General features: G+C 65.6%; 24 protein-coding genes and 1 pseudogene. 9 read left to right on the top strand and 16 right to left on the bottom strand.

Translation table 11 applies throughout. The features are described from left to right. Positions 1–144 precede the first annotated feature (144 nt). From H7F16_RS20040 to H7F16_RS07685, 6 genes and pseudogenes are all read right to left on the bottom strand, one after another. Positions 145–411, bottom strand: a pseudogene (locus tag H7F16_RS20040) (DUF4167 domain-containing protein); the annotation flags it as partial. 238 nt (positions 412–649) lie between these two features. Beyond that, on the bottom strand, positions 650–1,504 hold the full coding sequence (gene prmC / locus H7F16_RS07705; protein ID WP_185796996.1) for a peptide chain release factor N(5)-glutamine methyltransferase: 855 nt from the start codon (positions 1,502–1,504) through the stop codon (positions 650–652). Then, positions 1,501–2,559, bottom strand: coding sequence for a peptide chain release factor 1 (gene prfA / locus H7F16_RS07700; protein ID WP_185796995.1), 1,059 nt, complete (start codon positions 2,557–2,559; stop codon positions 1,501–1,503). Before prfA ends, prmC begins: the two co-directional genes overlap by 4 nt. A gap of 51 nt (positions 2,560–2,610) precedes the next feature. Further along, complete coding sequence (locus H7F16_RS07695; protein WP_241741341.1) at positions 2,611–3,057, bottom strand: DUF1499 domain-containing protein; 447 nt, start codon at positions 3,055–3,057, stop codon at positions 2,611–2,613. Positions 3,058–3,083: 26 nt separating this feature from the next. After that, positions 3,084–4,049 (bottom strand): agmatinase, encoded by a 966-nt coding sequence (gene speB, locus H7F16_RS07690; RefSeq protein WP_185796994.1) that lies wholly within the window; start codon positions 4,047–4,049, stop codon positions 3,084–3,086. 469 nt (positions 4,050–4,518) lie between these two features. Beyond that, the gene (locus tag H7F16_RS07685; RefSeq protein WP_185796993.1) at positions 4,519–5,682 is read right to left on the bottom strand and encodes a M20 aminoacylase family protein; all 1,164 of its coding nucleotides are present in this window, start codon (positions 5,680–5,682) and stop codon (positions 4,519–4,521) included. Between the two features lie 90 nt (positions 5,683–5,772). Here H7F16_RS07685 and mazG point away from each other — a divergent pair, with 90 nt between their 5' ends. From mazG to H7F16_RS07670, 3 genes are all read left to right on the top strand, one after another. Continuing rightward, positions 5,773–6,609, top strand: a complete 837-nt coding sequence (gene mazG, locus H7F16_RS07680; RefSeq protein ID WP_185796992.1) for a nucleoside triphosphate pyrophosphohydrolase — start codon at positions 5,773–5,775, stop codon at positions 6,607–6,609. A gap of 135 nt (positions 6,610–6,744) precedes the next feature. Next, entirely contained in the window at positions 6,745–7,752 is a 1,008-nt protein-coding gene (locus tag H7F16_RS07675) for a Fe(3+) ABC transporter substrate-binding protein (RefSeq protein WP_185796991.1), read from the top strand. Between the two features lie 165 nt (positions 7,753–7,917). Beyond that, a complete protein-coding gene (locus tag H7F16_RS07670) occupies positions 7,918–8,865 on the top strand; it encodes a nucleoside hydrolase (protein ID WP_185796990.1) in 948 nt (315 codons plus the stop codon). 17 nt (positions 8,866–8,882) lie between these two features. Here the strand turns inward: H7F16_RS07670 and H7F16_RS07665 are convergent, their stop codons facing one another. Next, positions 8,883–9,908 (bottom strand): ATP-binding protein, encoded by a 1,026-nt coding sequence (locus H7F16_RS07665; RefSeq protein WP_185796989.1) that lies wholly within the window; start codon positions 9,906–9,908, stop codon positions 8,883–8,885. 142 nt (positions 9,909–10,050) lie between these two features. Here H7F16_RS07665 and H7F16_RS07660 point away from each other — a divergent pair, with 142 nt between their 5' ends. Further along, the gene (locus H7F16_RS07660) at positions 10,051–10,371 is read left to right on the top strand and encodes a hypothetical protein (protein WP_185796988.1); all 321 of its coding nucleotides are present in this window, start codon (positions 10,051–10,053) and stop codon (positions 10,369–10,371) included. Here H7F16_RS07660 and iolB read toward each other — a convergent pair whose 3' ends face one another. The 8 genes from iolB to H7F16_RS07620 all read right to left on the bottom strand — a co-directional run bounded on the left by iolB (position 10,372) and on the right by H7F16_RS07620 (position 18,984). Then, the gene (gene iolB / locus H7F16_RS07655) at positions 10,372–11,187 is read right to left on the bottom strand and encodes a 5-deoxy-glucuronate isomerase (RefSeq protein WP_185796987.1); all 816 of its coding nucleotides are present in this window, start codon (positions 11,185–11,187) and stop codon (positions 10,372–10,374) included. A gap of 71 nt (positions 11,188–11,258) precedes the next feature. Further along, the gene (gene iolE, locus H7F16_RS07650) at positions 11,259–12,155 is read right to left on the bottom strand and encodes a myo-inosose-2 dehydratase (protein WP_185796986.1); all 897 of its coding nucleotides are present in this window, start codon (positions 12,153–12,155) and stop codon (positions 11,259–11,261) included. Between the two features lie 14 nt (positions 12,156–12,169). Further along, positions 12,170–13,999 carry a 3D-(3,5/4)-trihydroxycyclohexane-1,2-dione acylhydrolase (decyclizing) gene (gene iolD / locus H7F16_RS07645; RefSeq protein WP_185796985.1) on the bottom strand — a complete coding sequence of 610 codons (1,830 nt, stop codon included), beginning with the start codon at positions 13,997–13,999 and terminating at the stop codon, positions 12,170–12,172. Then, a complete protein-coding gene (locus H7F16_RS07640) occupies positions 13,996–15,915 on the bottom strand; it encodes a bifunctional 5-dehydro-2-deoxygluconokinase/5-dehydro-2-deoxyphosphogluconate aldolase (protein ID WP_185796984.1) in 1,920 nt (639 codons plus the stop codon). Before H7F16_RS07640 ends, iolD begins: the two co-directional genes overlap by 4 nt. 99 nt (positions 15,916–16,014) lie before the next feature. Further along, on the bottom strand, positions 16,015–16,845 hold the full coding sequence (locus tag H7F16_RS07635; RefSeq protein ID WP_185796983.1) for a MurR/RpiR family transcriptional regulator: 831 nt from the start codon (positions 16,843–16,845) through the stop codon (positions 16,015–16,017). 66 nt (positions 16,846–16,911) lie between these two features. Then, positions 16,912–17,430 (bottom strand): gamma carbonic anhydrase family protein, encoded by a 519-nt coding sequence (locus H7F16_RS07630; RefSeq protein ID WP_185796982.1) that lies wholly within the window; start codon positions 17,428–17,430, stop codon positions 16,912–16,914. Further along, the gene (gene gmk / locus H7F16_RS07625) at positions 17,427–18,068 is read right to left on the bottom strand and encodes a guanylate kinase (protein WP_185796981.1); all 642 of its coding nucleotides are present in this window, start codon (positions 18,066–18,068) and stop codon (positions 17,427–17,429) included. Before gmk ends, H7F16_RS07630 begins: the two co-directional genes overlap by 4 nt. Positions 18,069–18,084: 16 nt before the next feature. After that, positions 18,085–18,984, bottom strand: a complete 900-nt coding sequence (locus H7F16_RS07620; RefSeq protein WP_185796980.1) for a YicC/YloC family endoribonuclease — start codon at positions 18,982–18,984, stop codon at positions 18,085–18,087. A 233-nt stretch (positions 18,985–19,217) separates the two neighbouring features. Here H7F16_RS07620 and H7F16_RS07615 point away from each other — a divergent pair, with 233 nt between their 5' ends. Further along, positions 19,218–19,790 carry a PAS domain-containing protein gene (locus tag H7F16_RS07615; protein WP_185796979.1) on the top strand — a complete coding sequence of 191 codons (573 nt, stop codon included), beginning with the start codon at positions 19,218–19,220 and terminating at the stop codon, positions 19,788–19,790. A gap of 54 nt (positions 19,791–19,844) precedes the next feature. Here the strand turns inward: H7F16_RS07615 and H7F16_RS07610 are convergent, their stop codons facing one another. Next, positions 19,845–21,215, bottom strand: coding sequence for a class II 3-deoxy-7-phosphoheptulonate synthase (locus tag H7F16_RS07610; RefSeq protein ID WP_185796978.1), 1,371 nt, complete (start codon positions 21,213–21,215; stop codon positions 19,845–19,847). Positions 21,216–21,372: 157 nt separating this feature from the next. Between H7F16_RS07610 and H7F16_RS07605 the strand changes: the two genes are divergently transcribed. From H7F16_RS07605 to H7F16_RS07590, 4 genes are all read left to right on the top strand, one after another. Beyond that, positions 21,373–22,389, top strand: coding sequence for a GlxA family transcriptional regulator (locus H7F16_RS07605; RefSeq protein ID WP_185796977.1), 1,017 nt, complete (start codon positions 21,373–21,375; stop codon positions 22,387–22,389). Positions 22,390–22,531: 142 nt separating this feature from the next. Further along, the gene (locus H7F16_RS07600; protein ID WP_185796976.1) at positions 22,532–23,713 is read left to right on the top strand and encodes an ABC transporter substrate-binding protein; all 1,182 of its coding nucleotides are present in this window, start codon (positions 22,532–22,534) and stop codon (positions 23,711–23,713) included. A 134-nt stretch (positions 23,714–23,847) separates the two neighbouring features. After that, on the top strand, positions 23,848–24,639 hold the full coding sequence (locus tag H7F16_RS07595; protein ID WP_185796975.1) for an ABC transporter ATP-binding protein: 792 nt from the start codon (positions 23,848–23,850) through the stop codon (positions 24,637–24,639). A 95-nt stretch (positions 24,640–24,734) separates the two neighbouring features. Beyond that, the gene (locus tag H7F16_RS07590) at positions 24,735–25,445 is read left to right on the top strand and encodes an ABC transporter ATP-binding protein (protein WP_185796974.1); all 711 of its coding nucleotides are present in this window, start codon (positions 24,735–24,737) and stop codon (positions 25,443–25,445) included.

The following is a 25,445-nucleotide window of genomic DNA, read 5'->3' as shown; positions in this document are numbered from 1 at the left end:
GCGGTATTCGGGGCGATAGTCGCGGTCGTTGCGGTCGCGCCACGTGTCGCGGTTGCCGCCGTTTCCATTGCCGCCGTTGCCGCCGTTGTTGTTGTAACCCTGTCCGCCGCCCTGCTGGCCCTGTTGGCCCTGCTGGCGCTGACGCTCTTCCTGTTCGGCGGCCATTTCACGCTGCGCCTCGCCCAGAAGGCGGGTGTAATGCTCGGCGTGTTGCAGGAAGTTCTCGGCCGCGACGCGGTCGTTCGACAATTGCGCATCACGGGCGAGAAGCTGATACTTCTCGATGATCTGCTGCGGCGTACCGCGCACCTTGCCTTCGGGGCCGGAGCTTTCGAAGACGCGGTTGATGATGTTGCCGAGGGTGCGCGGGCGGTTCGCCTTGGAACGCGAGCGGGACTTGGAAGATCTCATCTTGTCCTTTGGTCCAGATGACCTGGCTTTCTGCGAACGCCATTGACGATGGCCCTATGGACCGTGGCGTTACGAGCATGTCTGGCATAATCCGCAAGGGGGAGCCTTCGCCCTGCCCCGTCACGTGGTTTGAGTAAGCATTGCTGCGCGCCGATGACAAGGGGAAAGTTGGACTTCGGCCATCCTGCGCTGCAATTCGTCGCGGGAAAAACCGTGCTGTGGCCGAATTCCCGCAGGGTCAGACGGTGCCGCAGCCGGAATCGTCCTGCGGCTTGCGCGCGCTTACCACGCGGTCGCGCCCGTCGAGATCGGGCAAGATGCGAATGCCGGTCAGACCCTGTGCGGAGAAGAGGGCCGCGACGGCCTTGCCCTGGGTCGGCCCGATCTCGACCAGCAGGCGCCCGCCGGGCATCAGACGGGCGGGCGCCCCCCTTGCGATGGCGCGATAGGCATCAAGCCCGTCGCCCCCCGGTGTCAGGGCGCGGCGGGGTTCGCGCTGCACCTCGGGCGAGAGGGCGGGCATCTCGGCCTCGGCGATATAGGGCGGGTTCGAGACGATCAGATCGAAGCGGCCCTGCACCGCGGCGAACCAGTCGGAAAGCTGGAAGCGGGCGCGCGTGCCAAGGTTCAGGCGGGTGGCGTTGTCTTGCGCCACGGCAAGCGTCGGGGCGTGGATGTCGGTTCCCGTGCCCGTCGCCATCGGCATTCCGGCAAGGCAGGAGAGCAGCACGCAACCCGTGCCTGTGCCAAGATCGAGCAGTTTCAGGAAAGGTTCGGCCAGAGCCGCCTGAACGAGGATTTCGGTTTCCGGGCGCGGGTCGAGCGTGTCGGCTGTCACGCGGAAGGTCCGGCCCCAGAACAGGCGCGTGCCCGTGATGTGGCTTACGGGTTCGCGGGCGGCGCGGCGGTCGATCGCGGCCTCGAACGCGGCAAGCGCATCGGGTGGCAGCGGGTCGGCAAGGTGCAGGGTCAGGCGGTCGGGCGCAAGGCCTGCGGCATGGGCCAGAAGGGCGCGGGCATCGCGCGGGGCATCGGGCACACCCGCGGCCACAAGGCGCGGCAGGGCGGCACGCAATGCCTCGTTTCCGGTCATGCGCCTTCCATCTCGGCCAGTTTTTCGGCCTGGTCATGGGCGACCAGCGCGTTCACCACGGCGTCGAGATCGCCCTGCATCACCTGCCCCAGCGAATAAAGGGTCAGGTTGATGCGATGGTCGGTCAGGCGCCCTTGGGGGAAGTTGTAGGTGCGGATGCGTTCCGACCGGTCGCCGCTGCCGACCTGCGACTTGCGCTCGGCGGCGCGGTCGTTGGCCTGCCGATCGCGCTCCATCTCGAACAGACGGGCGCGCAGCACCTGCATGGCGATGGCGCGGTTCTGGTGCTGCGACTTTTCCGACGAGGTGACGATAATCCCCGTGGGGATATGGGTGATGCGCACCGCCGAGTCGGTGGTGTTGACGTGCTGTCCCCCTGCCCCGCTGGAGCGCATGGTGTCGATGCGGATATCCGAAGCGGGGATGTCGATGTCGACCTCTTCGGCCTCGGGCAAGACGGCGACGGTGGCCGCCGAGGTGTGGACGCGGCCCTGCGCCTCGGTTTCCGGCACGCGCTGGACGCGGTGGACGCCGGATTCGAACTTCAGCTTGGCAAAGACGCCCTCGCCCTGCACATGGGCGGTAACTTCCTTGATCCCGCCCAGTTCGGAAAATTGCTGTTCGAGGATTTCGAAGCGCCAGCCCTGCTTTTCGGCGTAGCGCTGATACATGCGAAGCAGATCGCCTGCGAAAAGTGCGGCCTCGTCCCCGCCGGTGCCGGGACGGATTTCGAGGATCGCGGGGCGGGCGTCGGCGGCATCCTTGGGCATGAGCGCCACGCGGAGGCTTTGTTCCAGTTCGGGGATCAGCGCCTTGAGACGCGGGATTTCATCTTCGGCCAAAGCCTTCATTTCCGGATCGGACAGCAGGGCCTGCGCCTCGGCCAGATCGTCGAGCGCACGGCGATAGGCGGCGATCTCTTCGGCGACGGGCTTGAGGTTGCTGTATTCGCGGCTGACTTCGGCGATTTCGGCGGGGGGCGCGCCAGCGGACAGGCGCGCTTCGAGATATTCGAAGCGCTGCGTGATCTGGGCGAGTTTGTCGAGCGGAACCATGCGGCGGGTGTGGCGCGGGAAAGACGGGCGGTCAAGTGGGCAACGCGGCCCCTATTCGGCGGTAAGCCTTGCGAACCAGACCGAAAGCCGGCCTGCGTTGACGCCCATGTCATCGCCGCCAAAGCGCAGGCGGGCAAAAATGTCGATCCGCGTGCCGGTGCAGGTTTGCGAAACCTGGACGGTCGTGTAGTCGGGAAAGCCCCACAGGCGGCTGCGGGTGATCCATGTGATGCGGCCTTCCTCGGGCGATCCCGCAAGGCGGGTGGTGCGCGGCGTGGCAAGGACGATGCCCTCGAGCTGGCGCAGCAGGACGGTCGGGTCCTCGGCGATCAGGCAACTGACCGAGGCGCTGCCCCGCGCGGGACGCACCATGCAGTCATCGGGTGCATCCATCGGCAGCGATATGTTCCAGCGCGCGGGGTCCGAGGGCGCAAGACGGACATAGATGGCAAAGGCCGCGACTAGCCCCAGCCCCCCGAGCAAGATCATCGTGACCATGCGTGCCCCCCTGCGCCCCGCCGCTGTCATCTTTGCGTCCGCGCCCAGTGATAGAGGCAGATCAACTCATAGGCGACATGCGCCCCCGCGACGGCGGTGATGCCGGTCGGATCATAGGGTGGCGAGACTTCGACCACATCGCCGCCGACAAGGTTGATGCCGGCAAGATCGCGCAGGCAGGCCGCCGCCTGCCACGAGGCAAGCCCGCCCCAGACCGGCGTTCCCGTGCCCGGCGCGAAGGCGGGGTCGAGCGCGTCGATGTCGAAGGTCAGGTAGGTCGGCGCATCGCCCACGATGTCCTTGGCCATGGCCACCACCTGCGCCGCGCCCTTCTCGTGGACCTCGCGGGCGGTGATGACGTTGAAGCCAAGGTAATCCTCGGTCGTGGTGCGGATGCCGATCTGGACCGAGCGGGCCGGATCGACAAGGCCGGTCTTGACCGCCTTGTACATGAAGGTGCCGTGATCGATGCGCGACATGTCGTCATCGACCCAGAGGTCGGAATGGGCGTCGAAATGGATCACCGACAGCGGGCCGAACTTGGCCGCATAGGCGCGCAGGATCGGCAGGGTGATGAAATGGTCGCCGCCAAGCGTGATCGTCCCCGCCCCCGCTTTCAGGATGCCCGCGATATGCGCCGTCAGCGCGGCGGGGAAATCGGCGGTCTTGGCATAGTCGAAGGCGACATCGCCGTAATCGACGATATCCATATCTTCCAAGGGGTTGGTCGGCCAGCCATGCGGCGGGTCATAGGGCTGGAGGGTCGATACCTCGCGGATCGCGCGGGGGCCGAAGCGGGTGCCGGTGCGATGGGTGACGGCCTGGTCGAACGGAACGCCCGTGATGGCGAGATCGACGCCCGTCAGGTCCTTGCTGTAGCGGCGGCGCAAGAAGGATGTGGCCCCGCCAAAGGCGTTCTCGAACGACAGGCCACGGTTGGAGCTGCGGGTGAAAGCGGTATCGACTTCGGTCTTGGCGTCTTCGAGTGCCATGTTGGGAATCCGTAACGGTCGGGCGGAGTCGTTCATGTCCGAGACACCGCGGATCGGTCGGGGCGACTGGAACAGGCCGCCAGACGGGAGTCAAGCGGGGGGCGTGGGGAAGGAGGCGGCAATGCACAGCTGATGCACGCCTGCGCGCGGCTGTCTTGGGGATTCGTTAGCCCCCCCGCCGCCTGCCGCCTGTCGGTCCGCCCCGCATCCCCCGCCCCCCCCCCCGCGACACGAAAGGGCGGGCCGCATTTTCGGCACATGCTTTGGCAGGGTGCAGATGTCGTCGGGGGGCCAGCCCCCCGGCTCGCAGGGCGAGCCGCCCCCCGGAGTATTTTGGCAAAGGTGAAACGCAATGGGAAACGCCAGCTTCCTCTTGCCCCAAATATCCTCGGGGGGAGGCGCGGCACGCGCCGTGGGGGGCAGACAGCCCCCCGGCGACGGTTGTCGCAGCCCTGCCCTTTTTCGTCTTTCAGACCAGCGGTTGCGCCCGTTCGACCAGACGGGCGAAGAAGCTGGCACCGATGGGGGCGGCCTCGTCGTTGAAGTCATAGGCGGGGTGGTGCAGCCCTGCGCCCGGTCCGGTGCCAAGGAAGAGATAGGCGCCGGGGCGGGCTTCGAGCATGTAGGAGAAATCCTCGCTGCCCATCTCGCGGTTGGCATCGGCCTGGACGGCATCGGCGCCTGCGACCTCGGCGGCAACCTCGGCGGCGAAACGGGTTTCGGCGGGATGGTTGACGGTTGCGGGATAGCCCCAGTCGTAATGGACATCGGCCTTGACGTTATAGGCCAGCGCATGGCCCTCGACGATTTCGTAGAAGCGGCGCTTCAGCAAGGCGCGCACGCCCGGGTCGAAGGCGCGGATCGTGGCCTGGAACATCGCGGTTTCCGGGACGATGTTCGATGCGGTTCCGGTGTGGATTTGCGTGACAGAAATCACCGCCTCGTCCAGCGCGTAGACGTTGCGGGGAATGATGGTCTGGATTGCCCCGACCATGCCCACGACGGCGACCACGGGGTCGATGCATTCATGCGGTGTCGCCCCGTGCCCGCCCTTGCCCGTCAGGGTGACGGTGGCGGTATCGACCGAGGCCATCAGCGGGCCGGGGGTGGTGTGGAAATGGCCGAAGGGCACGTTGGGCGCATTGTGGATGCCGTAGACCTGCGACACGCCGAACCGGTCCATCGCCCCCTCTTGCACCATGACCTGACCGCCGCCGCCATCTTCTTCGGCGGGCTGGAAGATCAGCGCGACGCGGCCTGCGAAGCGGCGCGTCTCGCACAGGTATTTGGCAGCCCCGAGCAGCATGGTGACATGGCCGTCATGGCCGCAGGCATGCATCTTGCCCGGAACGGTCGAGGCGTATTCCGCCCCCGTGATCTCGGCGATGGGCAGGGCATCCATATCGGCGCGCAGGCCGATGGTGGGGCCCTCGCCCTGCCCGTTGATCAGGGCCACGATTCCGGTTCTGGCGATGCCCTCGTGGATCTCGTCCACCCCCATCTCGCGCAGGCGCTCTGCGATGAAGGCGGCAGTGTTGTGGCAATCGAACCCCAGTTCGGGATTGCGGTGGAGGTGCTGACGCCAACCCTTCATTTCGCCGGAATAGGCTGCGATACGGTTCAGGACAGGCATGGGGGGCTTCCTTTCGGGACGCTGTTCGGTGTTTGATCAAATCCGAAAACCACGGAGGCTGCAATGCCCGCACCCGACAGCGCATCGGAAATGAGCGACAGACTGGTCCGCGACCCCGAGGGCGGGATGGCGCGGCTGCGCGAGATCATGCGCCGCCTGCGCGACCCGGTGGCCGGATGCCCCTGGGACATCGCGCAGGATTTCGACACGATCGCCCCCTATACGCTGGAAGAGGCGCATGAGGTGGCCGATGCCATCACGCGCAGGGCCTGGGACGAATTGCCCGGAGAGCTGGGCGATCTGCTGTTGCAGGTGGTCTATCACGCGCAGATGGCCGAGGAGGCGGGGCTGTTCGGGTTCGACGATGTGGCGCGGGCGATTTCCGGCAAGATGCTGGCACGGCATCCGCATGTGTTCGGAGATGAAAGCCGCGACAAGAGCCCTGAACAGCAGACCGCCGACTGGGAGCGGATCAAGGCCGCCGAGCGCGGCGCGAAAGACGGGGCGCGGGTGCTGGACGGGGTGGCGCTGGGCCTGCCTGCGCTGACGCGGGCGGTCAAGCTGCAAAAGCGGGCGGCGCGGGTCGGGTTCGACTGGCCCTCGACCGACGAGGTGGTGGCCAAGATCGCGGAAGAGGCGGCCGAACTGGTCGAAGCCCGCGACAGCCTGACCGAAGCCGAGGTCGAGGAAGAATTCGGTGACCTGCTGTTCGTCATGGCCAACCTTGCGCGGCATCTGAAGGTGGACCCCGAGGCGGCATTGCGCGCGGCGAATGCCAAGTTCACCCGCCGCTTCGGCCGGATCGAGGATTGGCTGGCCGAGGCGGGCAAGACCCCCGAGCAAAGCGACCTTGCCGAGATGGACGCGCTGTGGAACCGCGCCAAGGCCGAGGAAAAGGCGGCCAAGGCGCGCGCTGGGCGCGGGTGACGGGACGGGCGTTACAGGCAGGGTCGGCAGGCAAGATCGCGCGGCCGTGATACCTGATTTTTTCACTCAACTATTGACCAAAGTAAAATAGTCAGGTTTATGGGGCGCATCGACGAACCCTCATGGAGCGCCCCCATGCGCCTGCATCTTTCGCTAGCCGCCCTTACCCTTGCCAGCGCGGCCCTGCCCGCCTTTGCCGATCAGGTGAACATCTATTCGCACCGCCAGCCCGAGCTGATCCAGCCGCTGCTCGACGCCTTTACCGCCGAGACCGGGATCACCACCAACGTGGCCTTCGTCGACAAGGGCATGGCCGAGCGGCTGGTGGCCGAGGGCGCGCGCTCGCCTGCCGATCTGGTGTTGACGGTCGATATCGCGCGGCTGAAGCAGATCGTCGATGCCGGCGTGATCCAGCCGGTGACCGACCCCGTGCTTGACGCCAATATCCCCGAGACGCTGCGCGACAAGGACGGGATGTGGTTCGGCCTGACCACGCGGGCGCGGATCGTCTATGCCAGCAAGGACCGCATCAAACCCGGCGAGATCACCACCTACGAGGATCTGGCCGACCCCAAGTGGAAGGGGCGCATCTGCATCCGGTCGGGGACCAATGACTACAACATCGCGCTGCTGGGGGCGATGATCGTCCACCACGGCGAGGATTACGCAAAGACCTGGGCCGAGGGGGTGAAAGCCAACCTTGCCAAGAAGCCGAACGGCGGCGACCGCGACCAGATCAAGGCCATCGCGGCCGGAGAATGCGACATCGCGCTGGGCAACACCTATTACATGGGCCAGATGCTGAGCGACCCCGAGACCAAGCCCACCGCCGACATGGTGCGCATCGACTTTCCGGTGTTCGAGAATGGCGGCTCGCACCTGAACATCTCGGGGGTTGCGCTGACCAAATCGGCCCCGAACAAGGAGGCGGCGCTGAAGCTGATGGAATGGCTTTCCTCGGACGAGGCGCAGCGCATCTATGCCGAGAAGAACCACGAATTCCCGGTGAAGGATGGCGTGCCGCGGTCGGAGCTGGTGAAAAGCTGGGGCGAGTTCACGCCCGACACCGTATCGCTGACCGATGTGGCGGCGGCACGGCCCGCTGCGCTGAAGATCATGGAAGAGATCGATTTCGACAACTGACACGGCATCTCATGCCAGTCAAAGGGGGGCCGTGGCCCCCCTTTCCCCTTTGCAGCGCAGGGCGCGCGCGCTTTACGCAGCGGGAACTGCCGTTAAAAATTTGTCCATCTGGACAAGAACGCCCCCTTGGGCTTTTCTGCGCCCGAACGACCAACCGAGGACCGCATGACCCATTCGCCGCGCAAGATCATCATCGACACCGATCCGGGGCAGGATGATGCCGTGGCGATCCTTCTGGCGCTGGCCTCGCCCGAGGATGTCGAGGTGCTGGGCATCACCGCCGTCGCGGGCAACGTGCCCCTGCCGCTGACGCAGAAGAACGCGCGGATCATCTGCGAACTGGCGGGCAAGCCCGCGACGCGGGTCTTTGCCGGATGCGACGCGCCCTTGAAGCGCAAGCTGGTGACGGCGGAACATGTGCATGGCAAGACCGGCCTCGACGGGCCGCAGATGGCCGATCCGGTGATGCCGTTGCAGCCGGAACATGCCGTCGATTTCATCATCGAAACCCTGCGGCGCGAGCCTGCGCATACGGTCACGCTTTGCCCGCTCGGCCCGCTGACCAACATCGCCACGGCCTTTGCCAAGGCGCCCGACATCGTGGCGCGCGTGCAGCAGATCGTGCTGATGGGCGGCGCCTATTTCGAGGTGGGCAACATCACGCCCGCGGCCGAATTCAACATTTACGTCGATCCGGAAGCCGCTGAAATCGTGTTCAAATCCGGCATTTCGCTTGTCGTCATGCCGCTTGATGTGACGCACAAGGCCCTGACCAACCGCGCGCGGGTCGAGGCGTTCCGCGCCATCGGCAACGAGGCGGGCCGGATGGTCGCGGAATGGACCGATTTCTTCGAGCGCTTCGACATGCAGAAATACGGCAGCGAAGGCGCGCCGCTGCATGATCCTTGCGTGATCGCCTATCTGATCCGGCCCGGGCTGTTCACCGGGCGGCATATCAATGTCGAGATCGAAACCCGGTCGGAGCTGACGCTGGGCATGACCGTGGCGGATTGGTGGGGGGTGACCAAGCGCCCCGCCAACGCGCTGTTCATGGGCGGGGTCGATGCGGCGGGGTTCTACGGGCTACTGACCGAACGTCTGGCGCGGCTTTAGGCTTTAGGCTTTCGGCATCAGGCTTCGGGCAGGACCACGGTAAAGACCGATCCCTTGCCCTTTTCGCTTTCGATCCGCATCCGCCCGCGATGGCGGTTCACTATGTGCTTGACGATGGCAAGGCCCAGACCCGTGCCGCCTTTTTCGCGGCTGCGGTGCCCGTCGACACGGTAGAAGCGCTCGGTCAGGCGCGGCAGGTGCTGGCTTTCGATGCCTTCGCCCGTGTCGATCACGTCGATCCGCAGGCCCGGACCACGGGGCAAAGCCTCGCGCGACAGGCGGATGGTCACCTTGCCGCCCGCGCCACCGTATTTCACCGCGTTCTCGATCAGGTTGGTCAGCACCTGCGTGATCTGGTCGGCATCGCCCGGAACCGGAAGCGGGCCGTCCAGACCCGTCGTCGTCAGGGTGACGTTCTGCGCCTCGGCCAGGGGGCGCAGCAGGGCGAGGGCCGAGGCCAGCAGCGCCGCGATATCGACACGGTCGGTAGGGCGCACACGCTCTTCGGATTCGACGCGGCTGAGGTGGAGAAGGTCGCGGATCAGACGGTTCATCCGCTCGGCCTCGCGCTCCATGATGGCAAGGAAGCGGTCGCGGGCGGCGGCATCGTCCCGCGCCGCGCCGCGCAGGGTTTCGATGAACCCCAGAAGCGCCGTCAGGGGGGTGCGCAGCTCGTGGCTGACATTGGCCACGAAATCGCGGCGCATCTGGCCCATCTGCTCGGCCTCGGTCACATCCTCGAAGGTCAGGGCGGCCGCACCCGGCCCTGCCACCGGCGAGACGGTGACGCGATAGGCCACATCCTGCGACGGTCCGGGAATGACATGGCGCGCCTGCCCGCCGCGCCCTTCGGTCAGGGCTGCGGCGATGGCCGATTGCAGCGCGGGCTGGCGCAGGGTCAGCAGATGGTGCCGCCCCTCGATCCCCGCGCCGAACAGCGTGGTGGCGGCAGGGTTGGCGGCAAGGATGCGTTCATCCTGCCCGATCACGATCATCGGCAAGGGCACGGCATCGGCCATGGCACGTATCGTCAGGCTGTCCATTCCCCGCCCCTTCGCGTTCGATCTGTGCCCTCATTACCATGACTGCAAGGCTTGGCCAGTGCAGGCTTGGCAAGGCGGTTCTGATGCGGTACCGCACGAAACCGGGTGGGGCCCTTGTCGTTTGTGCTGTGGACGGATCGGGATGAGTGACGGAACGGAACAGGCGGCGGCACCGACGCTGCTGATCGGCGAGGCGCCCGGCCCCGAAGGGGCGCTGCGCATCGCTTTCGCAGCCCTCGATTCGGGGCTTCTGGCGCGTGTGGGACCGGCGCGCGTGATCTGCCGCCTTTTCGCGCCGGAGGCCGATGCGATGGCCGTGGCCGAAACGCTGGCGGCCCTGGGCTGGGCGGGCCGCCTGACGGTCGTCGCCCCCGGCTTGCCGAATCGCGCCATGGTGCAGCGCGAATTGCAGGCCAGCGCGGGCCGCGTGAAGATCGAGGTCGTGCCCGCCTTGCAGGGCTGATCAGGCCTGCGGGTTGTCGCGGCGGTAGATCCAGTCGTGGTCGGGATCGTTCTGGAAGCGCCAGTTGCGGCGCGGACCGGCCATGACGTTCAGATAGTAGAGCTCATAGCCATAGGGCGCACCGCAGGGGTGATGGCCCTTTGGCACCAGCGTGACATCGTGGTTCTTGACCGACATGGTTTCGTCAAGCGCGCCGTCCTCGGTGTAGACGCGCTGGATGGCGAAACCCTGTGCGGGGTTCGTGCGCATGTAATAGGTCTCTTCCAGATAGGTCATGCGGGGGAAATCGTCCTCGTCATGGCGGTGGCTGGGGTAGCTCGACCAGTTGCCCTGCGGGGTAAAGACCTCGGTCACGAGCAGGCTGTCGGCCACGTCGAGCGCCTCCATCGCGATGTTGTTGATGAAGCGGGTGTTCGCCCCCGTGCCGCGCTGGGTCAGGGTGATGCCTTCGGGACCAAGGCGGCGGACGGGGTGGTTGCCCTTGCCCGGTGCGGTGCAGATGGCAAGGGTGCAATCGGTGGTGGCAACGGCCGACCAGTCGGACCCGTCCGGAACATAAAGGCAATGCGGCGGGGTCTTTTCAAAGACATCCATCCGCTCGCCCATCTCGCCCATGTCCTGCCCGCCTGCGGTGATGCGGGCCTTGCCCTCGACAAGGACAAGGATGGCTTCGCGCTCCCCCGTGGCCTCGGCCGCCGATTGGCCGGCCGTCAGGCGGTAGAGGCCGAAGCCGACATAGCCCCAGCCCGCATTGGCGGGGGTGATGTCATGCACCTTGCCGTTGGTGCCTCGCGGTTTTCGCAGCAGGTCGGCCATGCACGTCCCTTTCATCCTTGCGGAAATACTCCACGGGGGTGCGGGGGTGTGAAACCCCCGCTCCTGCAAGTTCAGATCAGCCCGACCTCTTTGGACAGGCGCTTCAGCGTCGCAAGGCCGAGCGTCTGGTAAAGCAGCGGGTTGCGGACCCCGGGGTCCTGTTCGGCCTCGATCACGATCCAGCCGTCATAGCGGGTGTCGGCAAGGATTTGCAGCAGCGGTTTGAAATCCACCCCGCCCTCCTGGTCGCCCGGAACGGTGAAGGCACCGCCGACGACCCCCTTGAGGAAGGACCAGCCCTCTTTGCGGACCTTGTCCACAATCGCGGGGCGGACGTTCTTGGCGTGGAAATGGCGCACGCGGGCGGCATGTTTCTTCAGCACGGCCACGGGGTCGCCGCCGCCAAAGGTGCAATGGCCCGCGTCGAAGAGCAGATGCGTATGCGGGCCGGTCGCGGCCATCAGCGCGTCGATCTCGGCGGGGGATTCGACGATGGTGCCCATGTGGTGGTGGTAGACCAGCGTGACGCCCTGCCCTGCCAGATAGGCGGCAAAGGCTTCGAGCTTCGCGCCGAAGGCTGTCATCTCGTCCGCCGTCAGGCGCGGGCGGTCGTTCACCGCTTTGGCCGCGTCGCCGTGGATGGCGTTCGAGGTTTCGCAGACGATGCAGACCTTGCAGCCGTTGTGCTTCAGCTTGGCAAGATGCGGCTGGACGGCGGCGATCTCGTCCTCGACCGTGCGGATCAGGAGTTCGGTGGAATACCAGCCGGAGATGAAGGCAAGGCCGTATTCCGCGAGCAGCGCGCGCAGTGCCTCGGGCTCTTCCGGCCAGCGGTGGCCGTTCTCGATACCGTCGAAGCCGATCTGGCGACCCGCCTCGTCAAGGATGCGGGTGGTGGGGATGTCGGCGCCGATGGAACGGTCGTCATCATTCGCCCAGGCGATGGGGTTGGTTCCGAAAAGGATCATGTTCTTGTTTAGCCTTAGTCCGCAAGACGCTGTTTTTGTTTGGAGGATTCGTATTTGGCACGGGCCTCGTTCACCGCGGGCCGCACCGAGACTTCGGGCACGCCCACCTCCCACCATGTGCCGCCCGCGGCGGTCGAGGGCATGGGGTCGGTGTCGATCACGATGACCACGGGGATGGTGCTGGAACGGGCGGCATGCAGTTCCGCCTCGAGCGCGGCGATGCTGCCCGCCTTGACCGCCTTTGCCCCCATCGAGGCCGCATGCGCCACGAAGTCGATGGCCGAGGGGTTCACGTGGTAGCTGTCGTCCAGAAGGTTGTTAAAGGGCGCGCCGCCGGTGTGCTTTTGCAGCCGGTTGATGCAGCCGTAACCACGGTTGTCGGTCAGCACCACGGTAAAGGGCACGCCCATCATCACGGCGGTCGCAAGTTCCGAGTTCGCCATCATGTAGGACCCGTCGCCCACCATGCAGACGACGTCGGCCTTGGGGCGGGCCATCTTGATGCCAAGCGCGCCCGCAACCTCGTATCCCATGCAGGAAAAGCCGTATTCCATGTGGTAGCCGCCCTGCGGGGCATCCCAGATCTTGTGCAACTCGCCCGGCATGGTGCCTGCGGCCCCCATGACCACGGTTTCGGGGGTGGCGGCGCGCTGCACGGCCCCCACCACCTGCATGTCGGTGGGCAGGGTGTTGCCTGCGGCGGGGGCGGCCTTGACCGCGGCCTTGGCCTGCGCCCAGTCGGCTTTCAGCGCGGCGTCGGGGGCGGCGTATCTGTGGGATTTCAGCGCCGCACCAAGGGCTTGCAGCGCGACCTTTGCATCGGACACAAGGCTGATCGCGCCGTGTTTGGCGGCATCATAGGCTTGGACGTTGATCGACAGGATCTTCCGGTTCGGGTGTTTGAACAGCGACCACGAGCCGGTGGTGAAATCCTGGAACCGCGTGCCGAGGCCGATGACCAGATCGGCCTTCTCGCAGACGATATTGGCCGAGGATGCCCCCGTGACGCCCACGGGGCCGAAATTCATCTGGTGGTCATGGGCCAGCGCCGATTTGCCGGCCTGGGTTTCCACGACCGGAATGCCGTGGGTTTCGGCAAAGGCCGCAAGGGCGGCTTCGGCTTCGGAATAGATCACCCCGCCGCCTGCGACGATGACGGGGGCTTTCGCGGCTTTCAGCGCGGCGATTGCGGCGTCGAGTTCCACGGCATCGGGCTGCGGGCGGCGGATGTGCCAGACCTTGGGGGTGAAGAAGGCTTCGGGGTAGTCATAGGCTTCGGCCTGCACGTCCTGACAGAAGGCAAGCGTGACGGGGCCGCATTCGGCGGGGTCGGTCATCACCCGCAGGGCGCGGGGAAGCGCGGTCAGGATATGTTCGGGGCGCGAGATGCGGTCGAAATAGCGGCTGACGGGGCGGAAGCAGTCATTGGCGGAAACGGTGCCATCGGCGAAGGATTCGACCTGTTGCAGCACCGGATCGGGGGCGCGGTTGGCAAAGACATCGCCCGGAATCAGCAGGACCGGCAGGCGGTTGACATAGGCGAGGGCGGCGGCCGTCACCATGTTGGTCGCCCCCGGCCCGATCGAGGTGGTCACCGCCATCGCGCGTTTGCGCTTTTGCGCCTTGGCATAGGCGATGGCGGTATGGGCCATGGTCTGTTCGTTATGGCCGCGCCATGTGGGCAGCGTGTCGCGGATGCCGTGCAGCGCCTCGCCCAGACCAGCCACGTTGCCGTGGCCGAAGATGCCCCAGACGCCGTCGATGAAACGGTCGCCCTCGGGCGTCATCTGCACCGAAAGCCAGCGGACAAGGGCTTGGGCGGCGGTCAGGCGGATCGTTTTCATGCGGCGATGTCCTTGTTGGCGCGGGCGCTGTCCCAGATCCGGCACAGGCGGCTGTAGCGGTCGACCATCATGGCGATGGCGTCTTTTTCGGTCATGGTGCCGGCAAGCCAGCCACGGGCGGCATCGGCAAAGATGGTGCGGCCCACGGCGAAACCTTTGACCAGATCATGTTTCGCGGCGATGGCAAGCGAGGCGGAAAGCTCGGCTTCGGGCGCGTCGAGGCCAAGCACCACGATGCCGCGCGTGTGCGGATCGTTGCGGGTGATGGCGGCGCAGGCTTTCTCCCATGCGGCCGTGGTGGCGAAGGGTTCGAGCTTCCACCAATCGGGATAGACGCCAAGGTCATAAAACCTTTGTATGACCAAAGCCGAGGTGTCATCGTTCACGGGCGCGACCTTGGACGGGATGATTTCCAAGAGCATTTCCAGACGGTTGCGGCGGCAGGCGTGGAACAGGCGCAGAACCGTTTCCTCTTGCGCGGTCTTTACCTCGGCGCTGTCGTCGGGGTGGTAGAAGCACAGCACCTTGACCACATGTTCCAGCGGCCATTCCTGAAGGCCGCCGAAATCGGGGCCGAGTTCGGGTTCCAGCGACAGCGGGCGCGAGCCGGGCCATTCCACGGGGCGGCCGATCCACAGGCCGGTTCCGGCAGCGGCGTAAAGCGCATCGCGGCCAAGGCGGCTGTCGCACAGGATGCCGTGGCCCGGCTTGCCATCGGCCACGGTCAGGGCGGCTTTCAGGCACAACTCCTTGAAAGCGCCGATCTTGGCGGGGGTGGCACCCTCCATCGCCTCGAGCTGCATGCGGTGGTCGAAGGCAAAGACCCGCATGGTAGACCAGTCTTTATGGCGGTTGGTCGCCCAATGGACCTGTTCCAGTTCGCGGTCCTTGCGCAGCGCCTTGGTCACCACGCCACGGCCAAGGAAGAATTGCAGCTCCTCCCACGAGGGATAGGCCGGCGTGCAGCCGTGGCGCGACACGGCAAAAGCACCGCAGGCGTTGGCATATTTCAGCGCGGTGGGCCATGCCTCGCCATCGAGCCAGCCCTTGATGAGACCCGACATGAAGCCGTCGCCCGCGCCGAGGACGTTGAACACCTCGATCGGGAAGCCGGGTCCGGCCTCGCCTTGGTCAAGGCTGTCGGGGATGGCACCGATAAAGGCAGCGGCCCCCATCGGGCCGCGTTTGCACACCAGCGTGGCATCCGAAACGGCCCGCACGGCGCGCAGGGCTGCGATGGTGTCGGTGCTGCCGCCCGCGATGTGGAACTCTTCCTCGGTGCCGACGATCAGGTCGAACAGGTGCAGCGTCGCTTGCAGCTTGGCGGTGACGGCGGCGGATTCGATGAAACGGCTTTCGCCATCGCCATGCCCCGCCAGACCCCAGAGGTTGGGGCGGTAGTCGATGTCGAGTGCGGTTTGCGCCCCATGCTTGCGGGCGAGGTTCAGCGCCTTCATCACCGCCGCTTCGGTGCGGGCGTGCGACAGATGCGTTCCGGTGGCGACGACCGCGCGCGAGGATGCGATGAAGGCTTCGTCGATGTCGTCCTCGCACAGCGCCATGTCGGCGCAATTCTCGCGGTAGAAGATCAGCGGGAACTGGTGTTCGTCGCGGATGCCGAGAAGGACGAGCGCGGTGAGACGTTCCCTGTCGGTGATGACGCCGCGGGTATCGACGCCCTCTTTTGCCAGTTCCTCGCGGATGAAACGGCCCATATGCTCATCGCCGACGCGGGTGATGAGCGCCGATTTCAGGCCAAGGCGCGCGGTGCCTGCCGCCATGTTGGTGGGCGAGCCGCCGATGTATTTCTGGAAAGACCCCATATCCTCGAGCCGTCCGCCCACCTGCGCGCCATAGAGGTCGACCGAGGAGCGGCCGATGGTGATGACGTCGAGGGTTTTGGCAGAGTCGGTCATGAATATTCCCCATGTCGGCAGCGGCTGGCAGGAAGACTCAGGACCGCGTCACGTTTTGGAATATTTATTCCATTTCCGGCAACAGGGGAAGTGCTAATTTCAATCGCGGGCCGATCCGATGGCAACCGCCAGCGACAGCGCGAGCGCGATGGTGGCCGAAAGCGAGCGGAAGGCGCCGAAGTCCACCTCGGGCACGGTGATGATGGCATCGGCGGTGCGGGCCAGCGGGCTGGTGACGCGGTCGGTCAGGCCGACGACGGGCAAACCACGGTCGCGGGCGTCTTGCGCAAGGGTCAGGGTTTCTTCGGAATAGGGCGCGAAGGTGATGGCAAGCACCGCATCGCCCTGACGCAGCGCAAAACGGTGGTCAAGCTTGCCGACCCCGTCATGCAGCATTGCGGGAACCGACATCTTCTCGAAGACGTAGACCAGATAGGCGGCAACGGGGAAGGTCCGGCGGAAACCGACGACATGGATGGTTTCAGCCTTGGACAGAAGCTTGACCGCATCGGCCAAGGACGCCTCGTCCACCGTTTTCGCCAAAGCCTCGAGCGAGAGGCGACCGGCTTCGATGAATTCGGCCAGAAGTGCCGCAGGGCTGCCCGCGCCGCCCTCTTTGAGGTTGCGCAGGCGGGTGGTGTAGTCGGGCCAACCGGGGGCATAGGCCTCGCGGAAGAGCTTTTGCATTTCGGAAAAGCCGGAAAACCCCATGATCTGGCAAAAGCGCATCAGCGCCGAGGGCGGAACGTCGGCCCCCGAGGCAAGCTCGGCCACGGTCGAGACGGCGATGCGGTCGGAATGGGCGGCGATGAAATCGGCGCATTGCCGCAGGCGGCGCGGCAGGTCGGGCGTGACGGCGGCAAGGCGGTCGCGGAATTCGTCGACCGAGGCCGGAGCCTGCACATGCGGTTCAATCGTATCGTCGGACATGCGGCTACCCCTTGTTCGGGTGCAGGCTATCAAGATGGAACGAATATTCCAACTGATTTTGGAACATCACAGCGCGATCATTCCAGCGCGGAAGCGGCGGGCGTTTGCCTGATAGCCGAGCGCGGATTTCACCAGACGCGCCTGCGCCCCGGCGTCGAGCAGCCGCACCACCTTGGCCGGAGCGCCCATGACAAGCGCGCCATCGGGAATTTCCTTGCCTTCGGTCACCAGCGCCCCTGCCCCGATCAGGCAGCCTTTGCCGATAACCGCGCCGTTCAGCACGATGGCCCCCATGCCGATCAGCGACCCGTCACCGATGGTGCAGCCGTGCAGCATCGCCTTGTGGCCTATGGTGCAATTGGTGCCGATGGTCAGCGGATAGCCCATATCGGTGTGCAGCACGCAGTTTTCCTGCACGTTGGACCCCTGCCCCAGCGTGATCCTCTCGTTGTCGCCGCGCAGGGTGCTGCCGAACCAGACAGAGGCATCGGCCAGCAGCGTGACGCGCCCGATCAGGTTCGCATCGGGGGCGACCCATGCGCTGGCGTCGATCACGGGGGCGATGCCGTCGAGGGAATAGATCATCGGGCTGCGAACTCGGCATTCAGGCCGCGCACGAAATCCGACAGGCGGGGCTGGCGGTCGCGGCGCAGGCGTTCGGCGGTGAGGATGGTCTTCAGGCTCTCGAATGTGTCGCCAAGGTCTTCGTTCACCAGCACATAGTCGTATTCCGCCCAATGGCTGATCTCGTCGCGGCTTTTGGCCATGCGTCCGGCGATCACCTCGTCGCTGTCCTGCCCGCGGCTGCGCAGGCGGCGGTCGAGTTCGGCGATCGAGGGGGGAAGGACGAAGATCGACACGACATCGCGGCCAAGCGCGGAGTTGCGGATCTGCTGGCCGCCCTGCCAGTCGATGTCGAACACCGTGTCGCGGCCGTCGCGCATGTTCGCCTCGACCGGGCCTTTGGGGGTGCCGTAGAAATTGCCGAACACCTCGGCATGTTCCAGCATCTCGCCCGCGGCGACCATCGCCTCGAAATCCTCGCGCGAGCGGAAGAAGTAGTCGCGCCCGTCAGCTTCGCCCGGTCTTGGCTTGCGGGTGGTGGCCGATACCGAAAAGCGCATGGTGTCATCCCATGCCATCAGCATCTTGGTCAGTGTCGACTTGCCCGCGCCCGAGGGCGAGGACAGGATGAGCAGAAGGCCGCGCCGGTCTTGCGCCATGATCTTTCCCCCCTGCCTATTCCACGTTCTGAACCTGTTCGCGCATCTGATCTATGACGGTCTTGAGGTCAAGACCGATGCGGGTCAGCGCCGTGGACTGCGATTTGGAACACAGGGTGTTCGCCTCGCGCATGAATTCCTGCATCAGGAAATCGAATTTCCGGCCCACGGGGGCGGTGTCGGCCAGCAAAGCGCGGGCGGCGGCGACATGGGCGGTCAGGCGGTCGAGTTCCTCGGTCACGTCCTGTTTCACCGCGAGAAGTGCCAGTTCCTGCGCGATGCGGGTTTCGTCCATGCCCTCGGCCTGCGACAGCAGTTTTGCCAAGGCGTCGCGAAGCGCGGTTGCGGCAAGGTTGCGGCGGGCCTCGGCTTCGGTTTTCGCCTCGGCGTGCAGGGTTTCGATCCGGTCGAGCTGCGCCGCGATCACGGCGTTCAGCGCGGCCCCTTCGGCGGCACGCATGGCGGTGAAATCGGCCAGCAGCGCGGGCAGGTCCGACAGGATGGCCGCGCGCAGGGGGGCGGTATCCTCGTCGGCGGATGACGTGTCGAGCACCCCGCGCACGGCCAGAACATCGGCGGCGGTGGCCTGCGCCAGCGTGACGCCCGCCGTCATCGCCGCCTGCTCGATCTGGGCCAAGGCCCGCAGCACCTGCGACAATGCGGGCGGGTTGACGCGCAGCCCCTCGGCCCCTTCGGCCATGCCGTCGCGGGCGACCTTGAGCGAAAGCGAGACGTTGCCGCGACCGAGCGCCTTGGCGATCTCGCCGCGCAGGGCCAGTTCCAGCCCGTCGATCCATTCGGGCACGCGCAGGCGCAAATCGAGGCCCTTGCCATTGACCGAGCGGATGTCCCAGCTCCAGCTATGCCCTGCGCCCTGCCCTTTGGCGGCGGCGAAACCGGTCATCGAAATCGTCATGCGCTCTTCCCCTTTGCGGCGATGCGGCGGCACCCGTTTACCATTTGTTTAGAATTTTTCCCGACTCGCCCAATGCGCGTCTATCCCTGTCCAAACGGATGGGGCGCTTATGGTCCCCCTGTTCCCGTCCGTAACAGAGGGGGAGTTGACCGACAACAGGCGGAACGGGCGAAGAGATGGGCGCGGAAAGATCGAACCTTGCAAGATTGCAGCGGGCACCTGCGACAGCCCCGATGGCGGCGGTGCTGCGCGCGCATTGGCAGCGGTTGCGCAAGGGCGAGGCCCTGCCCCGCCGCGACGAATTCGCGCCGCGCGAACTGGCCCCCGTGCTGTCGTCGATGTTCCTGATCGAGGGGACCGAACGCGGGGCGGCGCGCTTCCTGATCGCCGGGCGGGTGCTTTGCGCGCTTTACGGCATGGAATTGCGCGGCGCGCCGCTGGCCTTGCTGTTCGAACCCGCCGCGCGGGGCGAGATCGCGGGGATCGTCGCTGCGATGAGCGAGGATCCGGCGACGGTCGATCTGACGCTGCGGGCGGGGCAAAGCACGGGGCGGCCGGCGCTTCTGGCGCGGATGACCCTGCTCCCCCTCGCCAACCGTGCGGGAACGCGCGACCTTGCCATCGGCACGATGGAGGTTTCCACCCCCTTCATGGAAAGCGCGCCCCTGTGGCCGAACGGCGAATTCGGGCAGGCGCCGCGCCGCTTTGGCATCGAACGCTGCCTGCGCGGCCCGTTGCGGGCCGGAGGGGCCGATGCCCCCGAACCGCCGCCAAGGGGCGTTCCGCTGTTGCGCCTGGTGGAATGAGAAAAGGGCGGCCCCGAGGGACCGCCCTTTCCGTTTCGCCCCAAGGCTGTTCGCTTACAGCGCGACGCGGCGTTGCGTGTCACGCAGCGCGGTCAGCTCTTCGGCCACGAGGAAGGCAAGCTCGAGCGACTGCGAGGCGTTGAGGCGCGGGTCGCAAGCGGTGTGGTAGCGGTCGGACAGATCCTCGTCCGTCACGGCGCGCAGGCCGCCGGTGCATTCGGTCACGTCCTTGCCGGTCATCTCGAAATGCACGCCGCCGGGGATGGTGCCTTCGGCTTTGTGGATGGCGAAGAATTCGCGCACTTCGCGCAGGACCGAGTCGAAGGGACGGGTCTTGTAGCCCGAGGACGATTTGATCGTGTTGCCATGCATAGGGTCGCAGGACCAGACGACGTTGGCGCCTTCGGCCTGAACCGTCTTGATCAGACGCGGCAGATGGTCGCCCACCTTGCCCGCGCCGAAACGGGCGATCAGGGTCAGGCGGCCGGCTTCGTTCTGCGGGTTCAGTTTCGCCATCAGGACCTTGAGGTCCTCGGCCGTGGTCGAGGGGCCGCATTTCAGACCGATCGGGTTCAGCACGCCACGGCAGAATTCGACATGCGCGCCATCGGGCTGGCGGGTGCGGTCACCGATCCAGATCATATGGCCCGAACCCGCCACGTTCTGGCCGGTGATGCTGTCGACGCGGCAAAGCGCCTCTTCGTATTCGAGCAGCAAGGCTTCGTGGCTGGTGTAGAAATCGACCGCCGAAAGCGTATGGGCGGTGTCGGCATTGACCCCTGCGGCATTCATGAAGTCGAGCGCATCGGAAATGCGGTTCGACAGCTCGCGGTAGCGTTCGGCCTTGTCATGTTCGGCAAAGCCCAGCGTCCAGGCGTGGACGCGGTGGATATCGGCAAAACCGCCGGTCGAGAAGGCGCGCAGCAGGTTGAGCGAGGCGGCAGCCTGCGTATAGGCCTGCAACATGCGCTGCGGATCGGCGACGCGGGCTTCGGGGGTCGCCTCGAAGCCGTTGATGATGTCGCCCTTGTACGAGGGCATCTCGACGCCGTCGATCACCTCGGTCGGGGCCGAGCGCGGCTTGGCGAACTGCCCCGCCATGCGGCCGACCTTGATGACCGGCACCTTGGCGCCATAGGTCAGCACGACCGCCATTTGCAGCATGACGCGGAAGGTGTCGCGGATGTTGTCGGCCGAGAATTCCGCGAAGGATTCAGCGCAATCGCCGCCTTGCAGCAGGAAGGCTTTCCCCTCGGCGGCAAGGGCGAGCTGCTTTTTCAGCTTGCGCGCCTCACCGGCAAAGACCAGCGGCGGATATTTGGCAAGCTGCGCCTCGACGGCGTTGAGTGCTGCCTGATCCGGATAATCGGGCATCTGGATCCGCGGTTTCGCGCGCCAATCCGATTTGGTCCAGCCCTTGGTCATAGGTCTTCTCCGAGAGTTTGCGGTAACAGGCGCGGTATAAGGAAATGAACGGCATATGCAAAGGGTGAAACTGGCCTGATCGCGGCCGCCACAGCCCTTGCAGTCAAAATGATTTCCTGTTTGGCTGCGCCCAATAACGACACCCAAAGGTCGCAACATGTCCACCGCCCCGAAGAAAGCCCAAAATGTAGGCAAGGCCGTCGAGCCGCGCCGCTTTGTCTTTCTGCTGCTCGACCGTTTCACCATGCTTTCCTTTGCCAGCGCCATCGAGCCGTTGCGGATTGCCAACCGCGTGACGGGCCAGCCGCTCTACACCTGGAAACTGGCCGGCGAAGGCGGCGATTTCGCCACCTGCTCGAACGGGGCCGCCTTCAAGCTTGACATGGGGCTGGACGAGATCGAGCGCGAGGATACCGTGCTGGTCTGCGGCGGCATCGACGTGCAGCGTGCGACAAGCAAACCCGTGCTGAACTGGCTGCGGCGCGAGGCGCGGCGCGGGGTGACGATGGGGGGCCTTTGCACGGGGGCCTATGCGGTGGCCAAGGCCGGGCTGCTCGACGGCAAGAAAGCCACGATCCACTGGGAGAACCAGGACGGCTTCCTCGAGGAATTCGAGGATGTGAAGCTGACGAAATCGGTCTTCGTGATGGACGGCAACCGCTGGACCACGGCGGGGGGGACAAGCTCGCTCGACCTGATGCTGAAGGTGATCGCCGCCGATCATGGCGAGGATATCGCCAACACCGTGGCCGACCAGTTGATCTATTCCACCATCCGCACCGACCAGGACACGCAGCGCCTGTCGATCCCGACGCGGATCGGCGTGCGGCATCCGAAGCTGTCGCAGGTGATCCAGATGATGGAAGGCAACATCGAGGACCCGATGTCCCCCGCCGATCTGGCCGAGGAAGTGGGCATGTCCACGCGGCAACTGGAACGGCTGTTCCGCCGCTACCTGAACCGCAGCCCCAAACGCTATTACATGGAGCTGCGCCTGCAAAAGGCGCGCAACCTCTTGATGCAGACGGATATGAGCGTGATCAACGTGGCCCTCGCCTGCGGCTTCGCCAGCCCGTCGCATTTCTCGAAATGCTACCGCGCGCATTACAACACCACCCCCTACCGCGAACGCGGCACGCAAGGCGGCGGAACCGGGATCAGGCTGTCGATCTGACGCGGCCCCCCGCCCGAATCCCGCGCCCGAATCCCCCGCAGCGGGGCGCGGGCGGGACGACCGGACCCAACGGTCCTTTTCTTTTCATCGCGGGCACACTAGCTTGCCCGATCAGGACAACGATCCAGACAGGGAGACCACCATGAAGAAACTACTGCTTGCCACGGCCGCGACGGCGCTTTTCGCCGGTGCCGCTTCGGCGGATGACGTGAAACTGGGCATTCTGCTCGGCTTCACCGGCCCGCTCGAATCGACCGTGCCGGACATGGCGAAAGGCGCGGAATTCGCGGTCAAGGAAGTCAACGATTCGGGCAAGTTCGCGCTCGGCACCGTGACGACCGTCAACGGCGACACCACCTGCGTCGACGCGACTGCCGCGACCGCTGCGGCCGAACGCCTGATCACCTCGGAAGGCGTCAAGGGCATCGTCGGCGGCGACTGCTCGGGCGTGACCGGTGCGGTCCTGCAAAACGTCGCGCGCCCGAATGGCGTGGCGATGATCTCGCCCTCGGCCACCTCGCCGGCGCTGTCGACCGCCGAAGACGACGGCCTCTTCTTCCGCACCGCGCCCTCGGACGCGCGCCAGGGCGAAGTGATGGCGGATATCCTGACCGGAAAAGGCATCAAGTCGGTTGCGGTGACCTACACCAACAACGACTACGGCAAGGGTCTGGCCGACAGCTTCGGCGCAGCCTTCACCGCCAAGGGCGGCAGCGTGACCGTCTCGGCACCGCATGAAGACGGCAAGGCCGACTATTCGGCCGAAGTCGCGACGCTGGCCTCGGCCGGCGGCGAGATGCTGATCGTTGCGGGCTATGTCGACCAGGGCGGCAAGGGCATGATCCAGGCGGCACTCGACACCGGCGCGTTCTCGAGCTTCTACCTCGTCGACGGCATGTATGGCGAAAGCCTGATCGAGGCCATCGGCGCTCCGCTGAACGGTGCCATCGGCGCGGTTCCGGGCACGGATTCGCCCGGCGCGACCTCGTATGAAGCAGCGGCCAAAGCCGCCGGCTTCGACGGCTCGAACGCCTTCTCGAAAGAAAGCTACGACGCCGCGGCCCTGATCATGCTGTCGATGGCGGCCGCCAACTCGACCGATTCGAAGGTCTGGTCGACCAAGGTCATGGACCTTGCCAACGCTCCGGGCGAGCCGATCATGCCGGGCGAACTGGGCAAGGCGCTCGAACTGATCGCGGCCGGCACCGACATCGACTACGTCGGCGCCTCGTCGGTGGAACTGATCGGACCGGGTGAATCGGCCGGCAACTACCGCGAATACGAGATCAAGGACGGCAAGATCGAAACCGTCGGCTACCGTTGATCATCCGCACGGCTTGACGACACAAGACGGCCCGGGCATAGCCCCGGGCCGTTGCTTTAATAAAAAGCCACCGCAGGACGCCGCACAACCGGCGCGGGACGCGTGGCCTCAGGGGACCATTCGGGGGATAACGGATGATCGTTGTCGAGAATCTGCACCGGCATTTCGGCGGGTTCCACGCCGTTGACGGGGCTTCGCTTGTGATCGAGACGGGGTCGATCACGGGTTTGATCGGACCGAACGGCGCGGGCAAGACCACGCTGTTCAACGTGATCGCAGGACGACTGCCGCCGACATCGGGCCGCGTCGTCATGGATGGCGAGGATATCACCGGCCTGCCGCCGCACGAACTGTTCGGCAAGGGCCTGCTGCGCACCTTCCAGATCGCGCATGAATTCGGCTCTATGACCGTGCGCGAGAACCTGATGATGGTGCCGCCGCGGCAAAAGGGCGAAAGCCTGATCAACGCATGGTTCAACCGCAGCGCCGTCGCAGCCGAGGAAAAGGCCCTGCGCGCGAAGGCCGACGAGGTGCTGGACTTCCTGACCATCAGCCACCTGGCCGACCAGAAGGCGAGCCAGATTTCCGGCGGACAGAAGAAACTGCTGGAACTGGGGCGCACCATGATGGTCGACGCCAAGATCGTCTTTCTCGACGAGGTCGGCGCCGGCGTGAACCGCACCCTGCTGAACACCATCGGCGATGCCATCGTGCGCCTGAACAAGGAGCGCGGCTACACCTTTTGCGTCATCGAGCATGACATGGATTTCATCGCGCGGCTTTGCAACCCGGTGATCTGCATGGCCGAGGGCAAGGTTCTTGCCCAGGGCACCGTCGACGAGGTGAAGAACGACGAGCGCGTGATCGAAGCCTATCTCGGCACCGGCCTGAAGAACAAAGTCAAAGGGGAGGCCGCCCATGCCTGACCAACTGCGGCTGAACGAAGAATTTTCGTACGAAAATTCTTCGGACCGGGAAAAATCTTCGGAGGAAGATTTTTCGGCAACGGAGGGGGCGCGTCATGGCTGAACCCTTCCTGATCGGAGAAGCGATGACCGGCGGCTATGGCGCGGCCGACATCCTGCACGGCTGCACCATCGCCGTCGAAAAGGGCGAGATCGCCGTGATCGTCGGCCCGAACGGGGCGGGCAAATCCACCGCGATGAAGGCCGTTTTCGGCATGCTCAACCTGCGTCAGGGCCATGTGAAGCTGGCGGGCGAGGACATCACCGGCCTTTCGCCGCAGGACCGCGTGGCCAAGGGCATGGGCTTCGTGCCGCAGACGCATAACATCTTCACCTCGATGACGGTCGAAGAGAACCTCGAGATGGGGGCCTTCATCCGCCGCGACGATTTCAGCGATACGATGGCGCAGGTCTACGACCTCTTCCCGATCCTAAAGCAAAAGCGCCTGCAACCGGCCGGAGAACTTTCGGGCGGGCAGCGCCAGCAGGTGGCCGTGGGCCGCGCGCTGATGACCCAGCCCAAGGTCCTGATGCTGGACGAACCCACCGCAGGCGTCAGCCCCATCGTGATGGACGAACTTTTCGACCGCATCATCGAGGTCGCCCGCACGGGCATCTCGATCCTGATGGTCGAGCAGAACGCGCGTCAGGCGCTGGAAATCGCGGACAAGGGCTACGTTCTGGTTCAGGGCGCAAACCGTTTCACCGACACCGGGGCGGCCCTGCTTGCCGATCCGGAAGTCCGCCGTTCGTTCCTTGGGGGTTGA

The organism is Paragemmobacter straminiformis (genome assembly GCF_014243445.1).
Lineage (GTDB): Bacteria > Pseudomonadota > Alphaproteobacteria > Rhodobacterales > Rhodobacteraceae > Paragemmobacter > Paragemmobacter straminiformis.
This window is presented reverse-complemented; position numbering and strand designations above follow the sequence as displayed.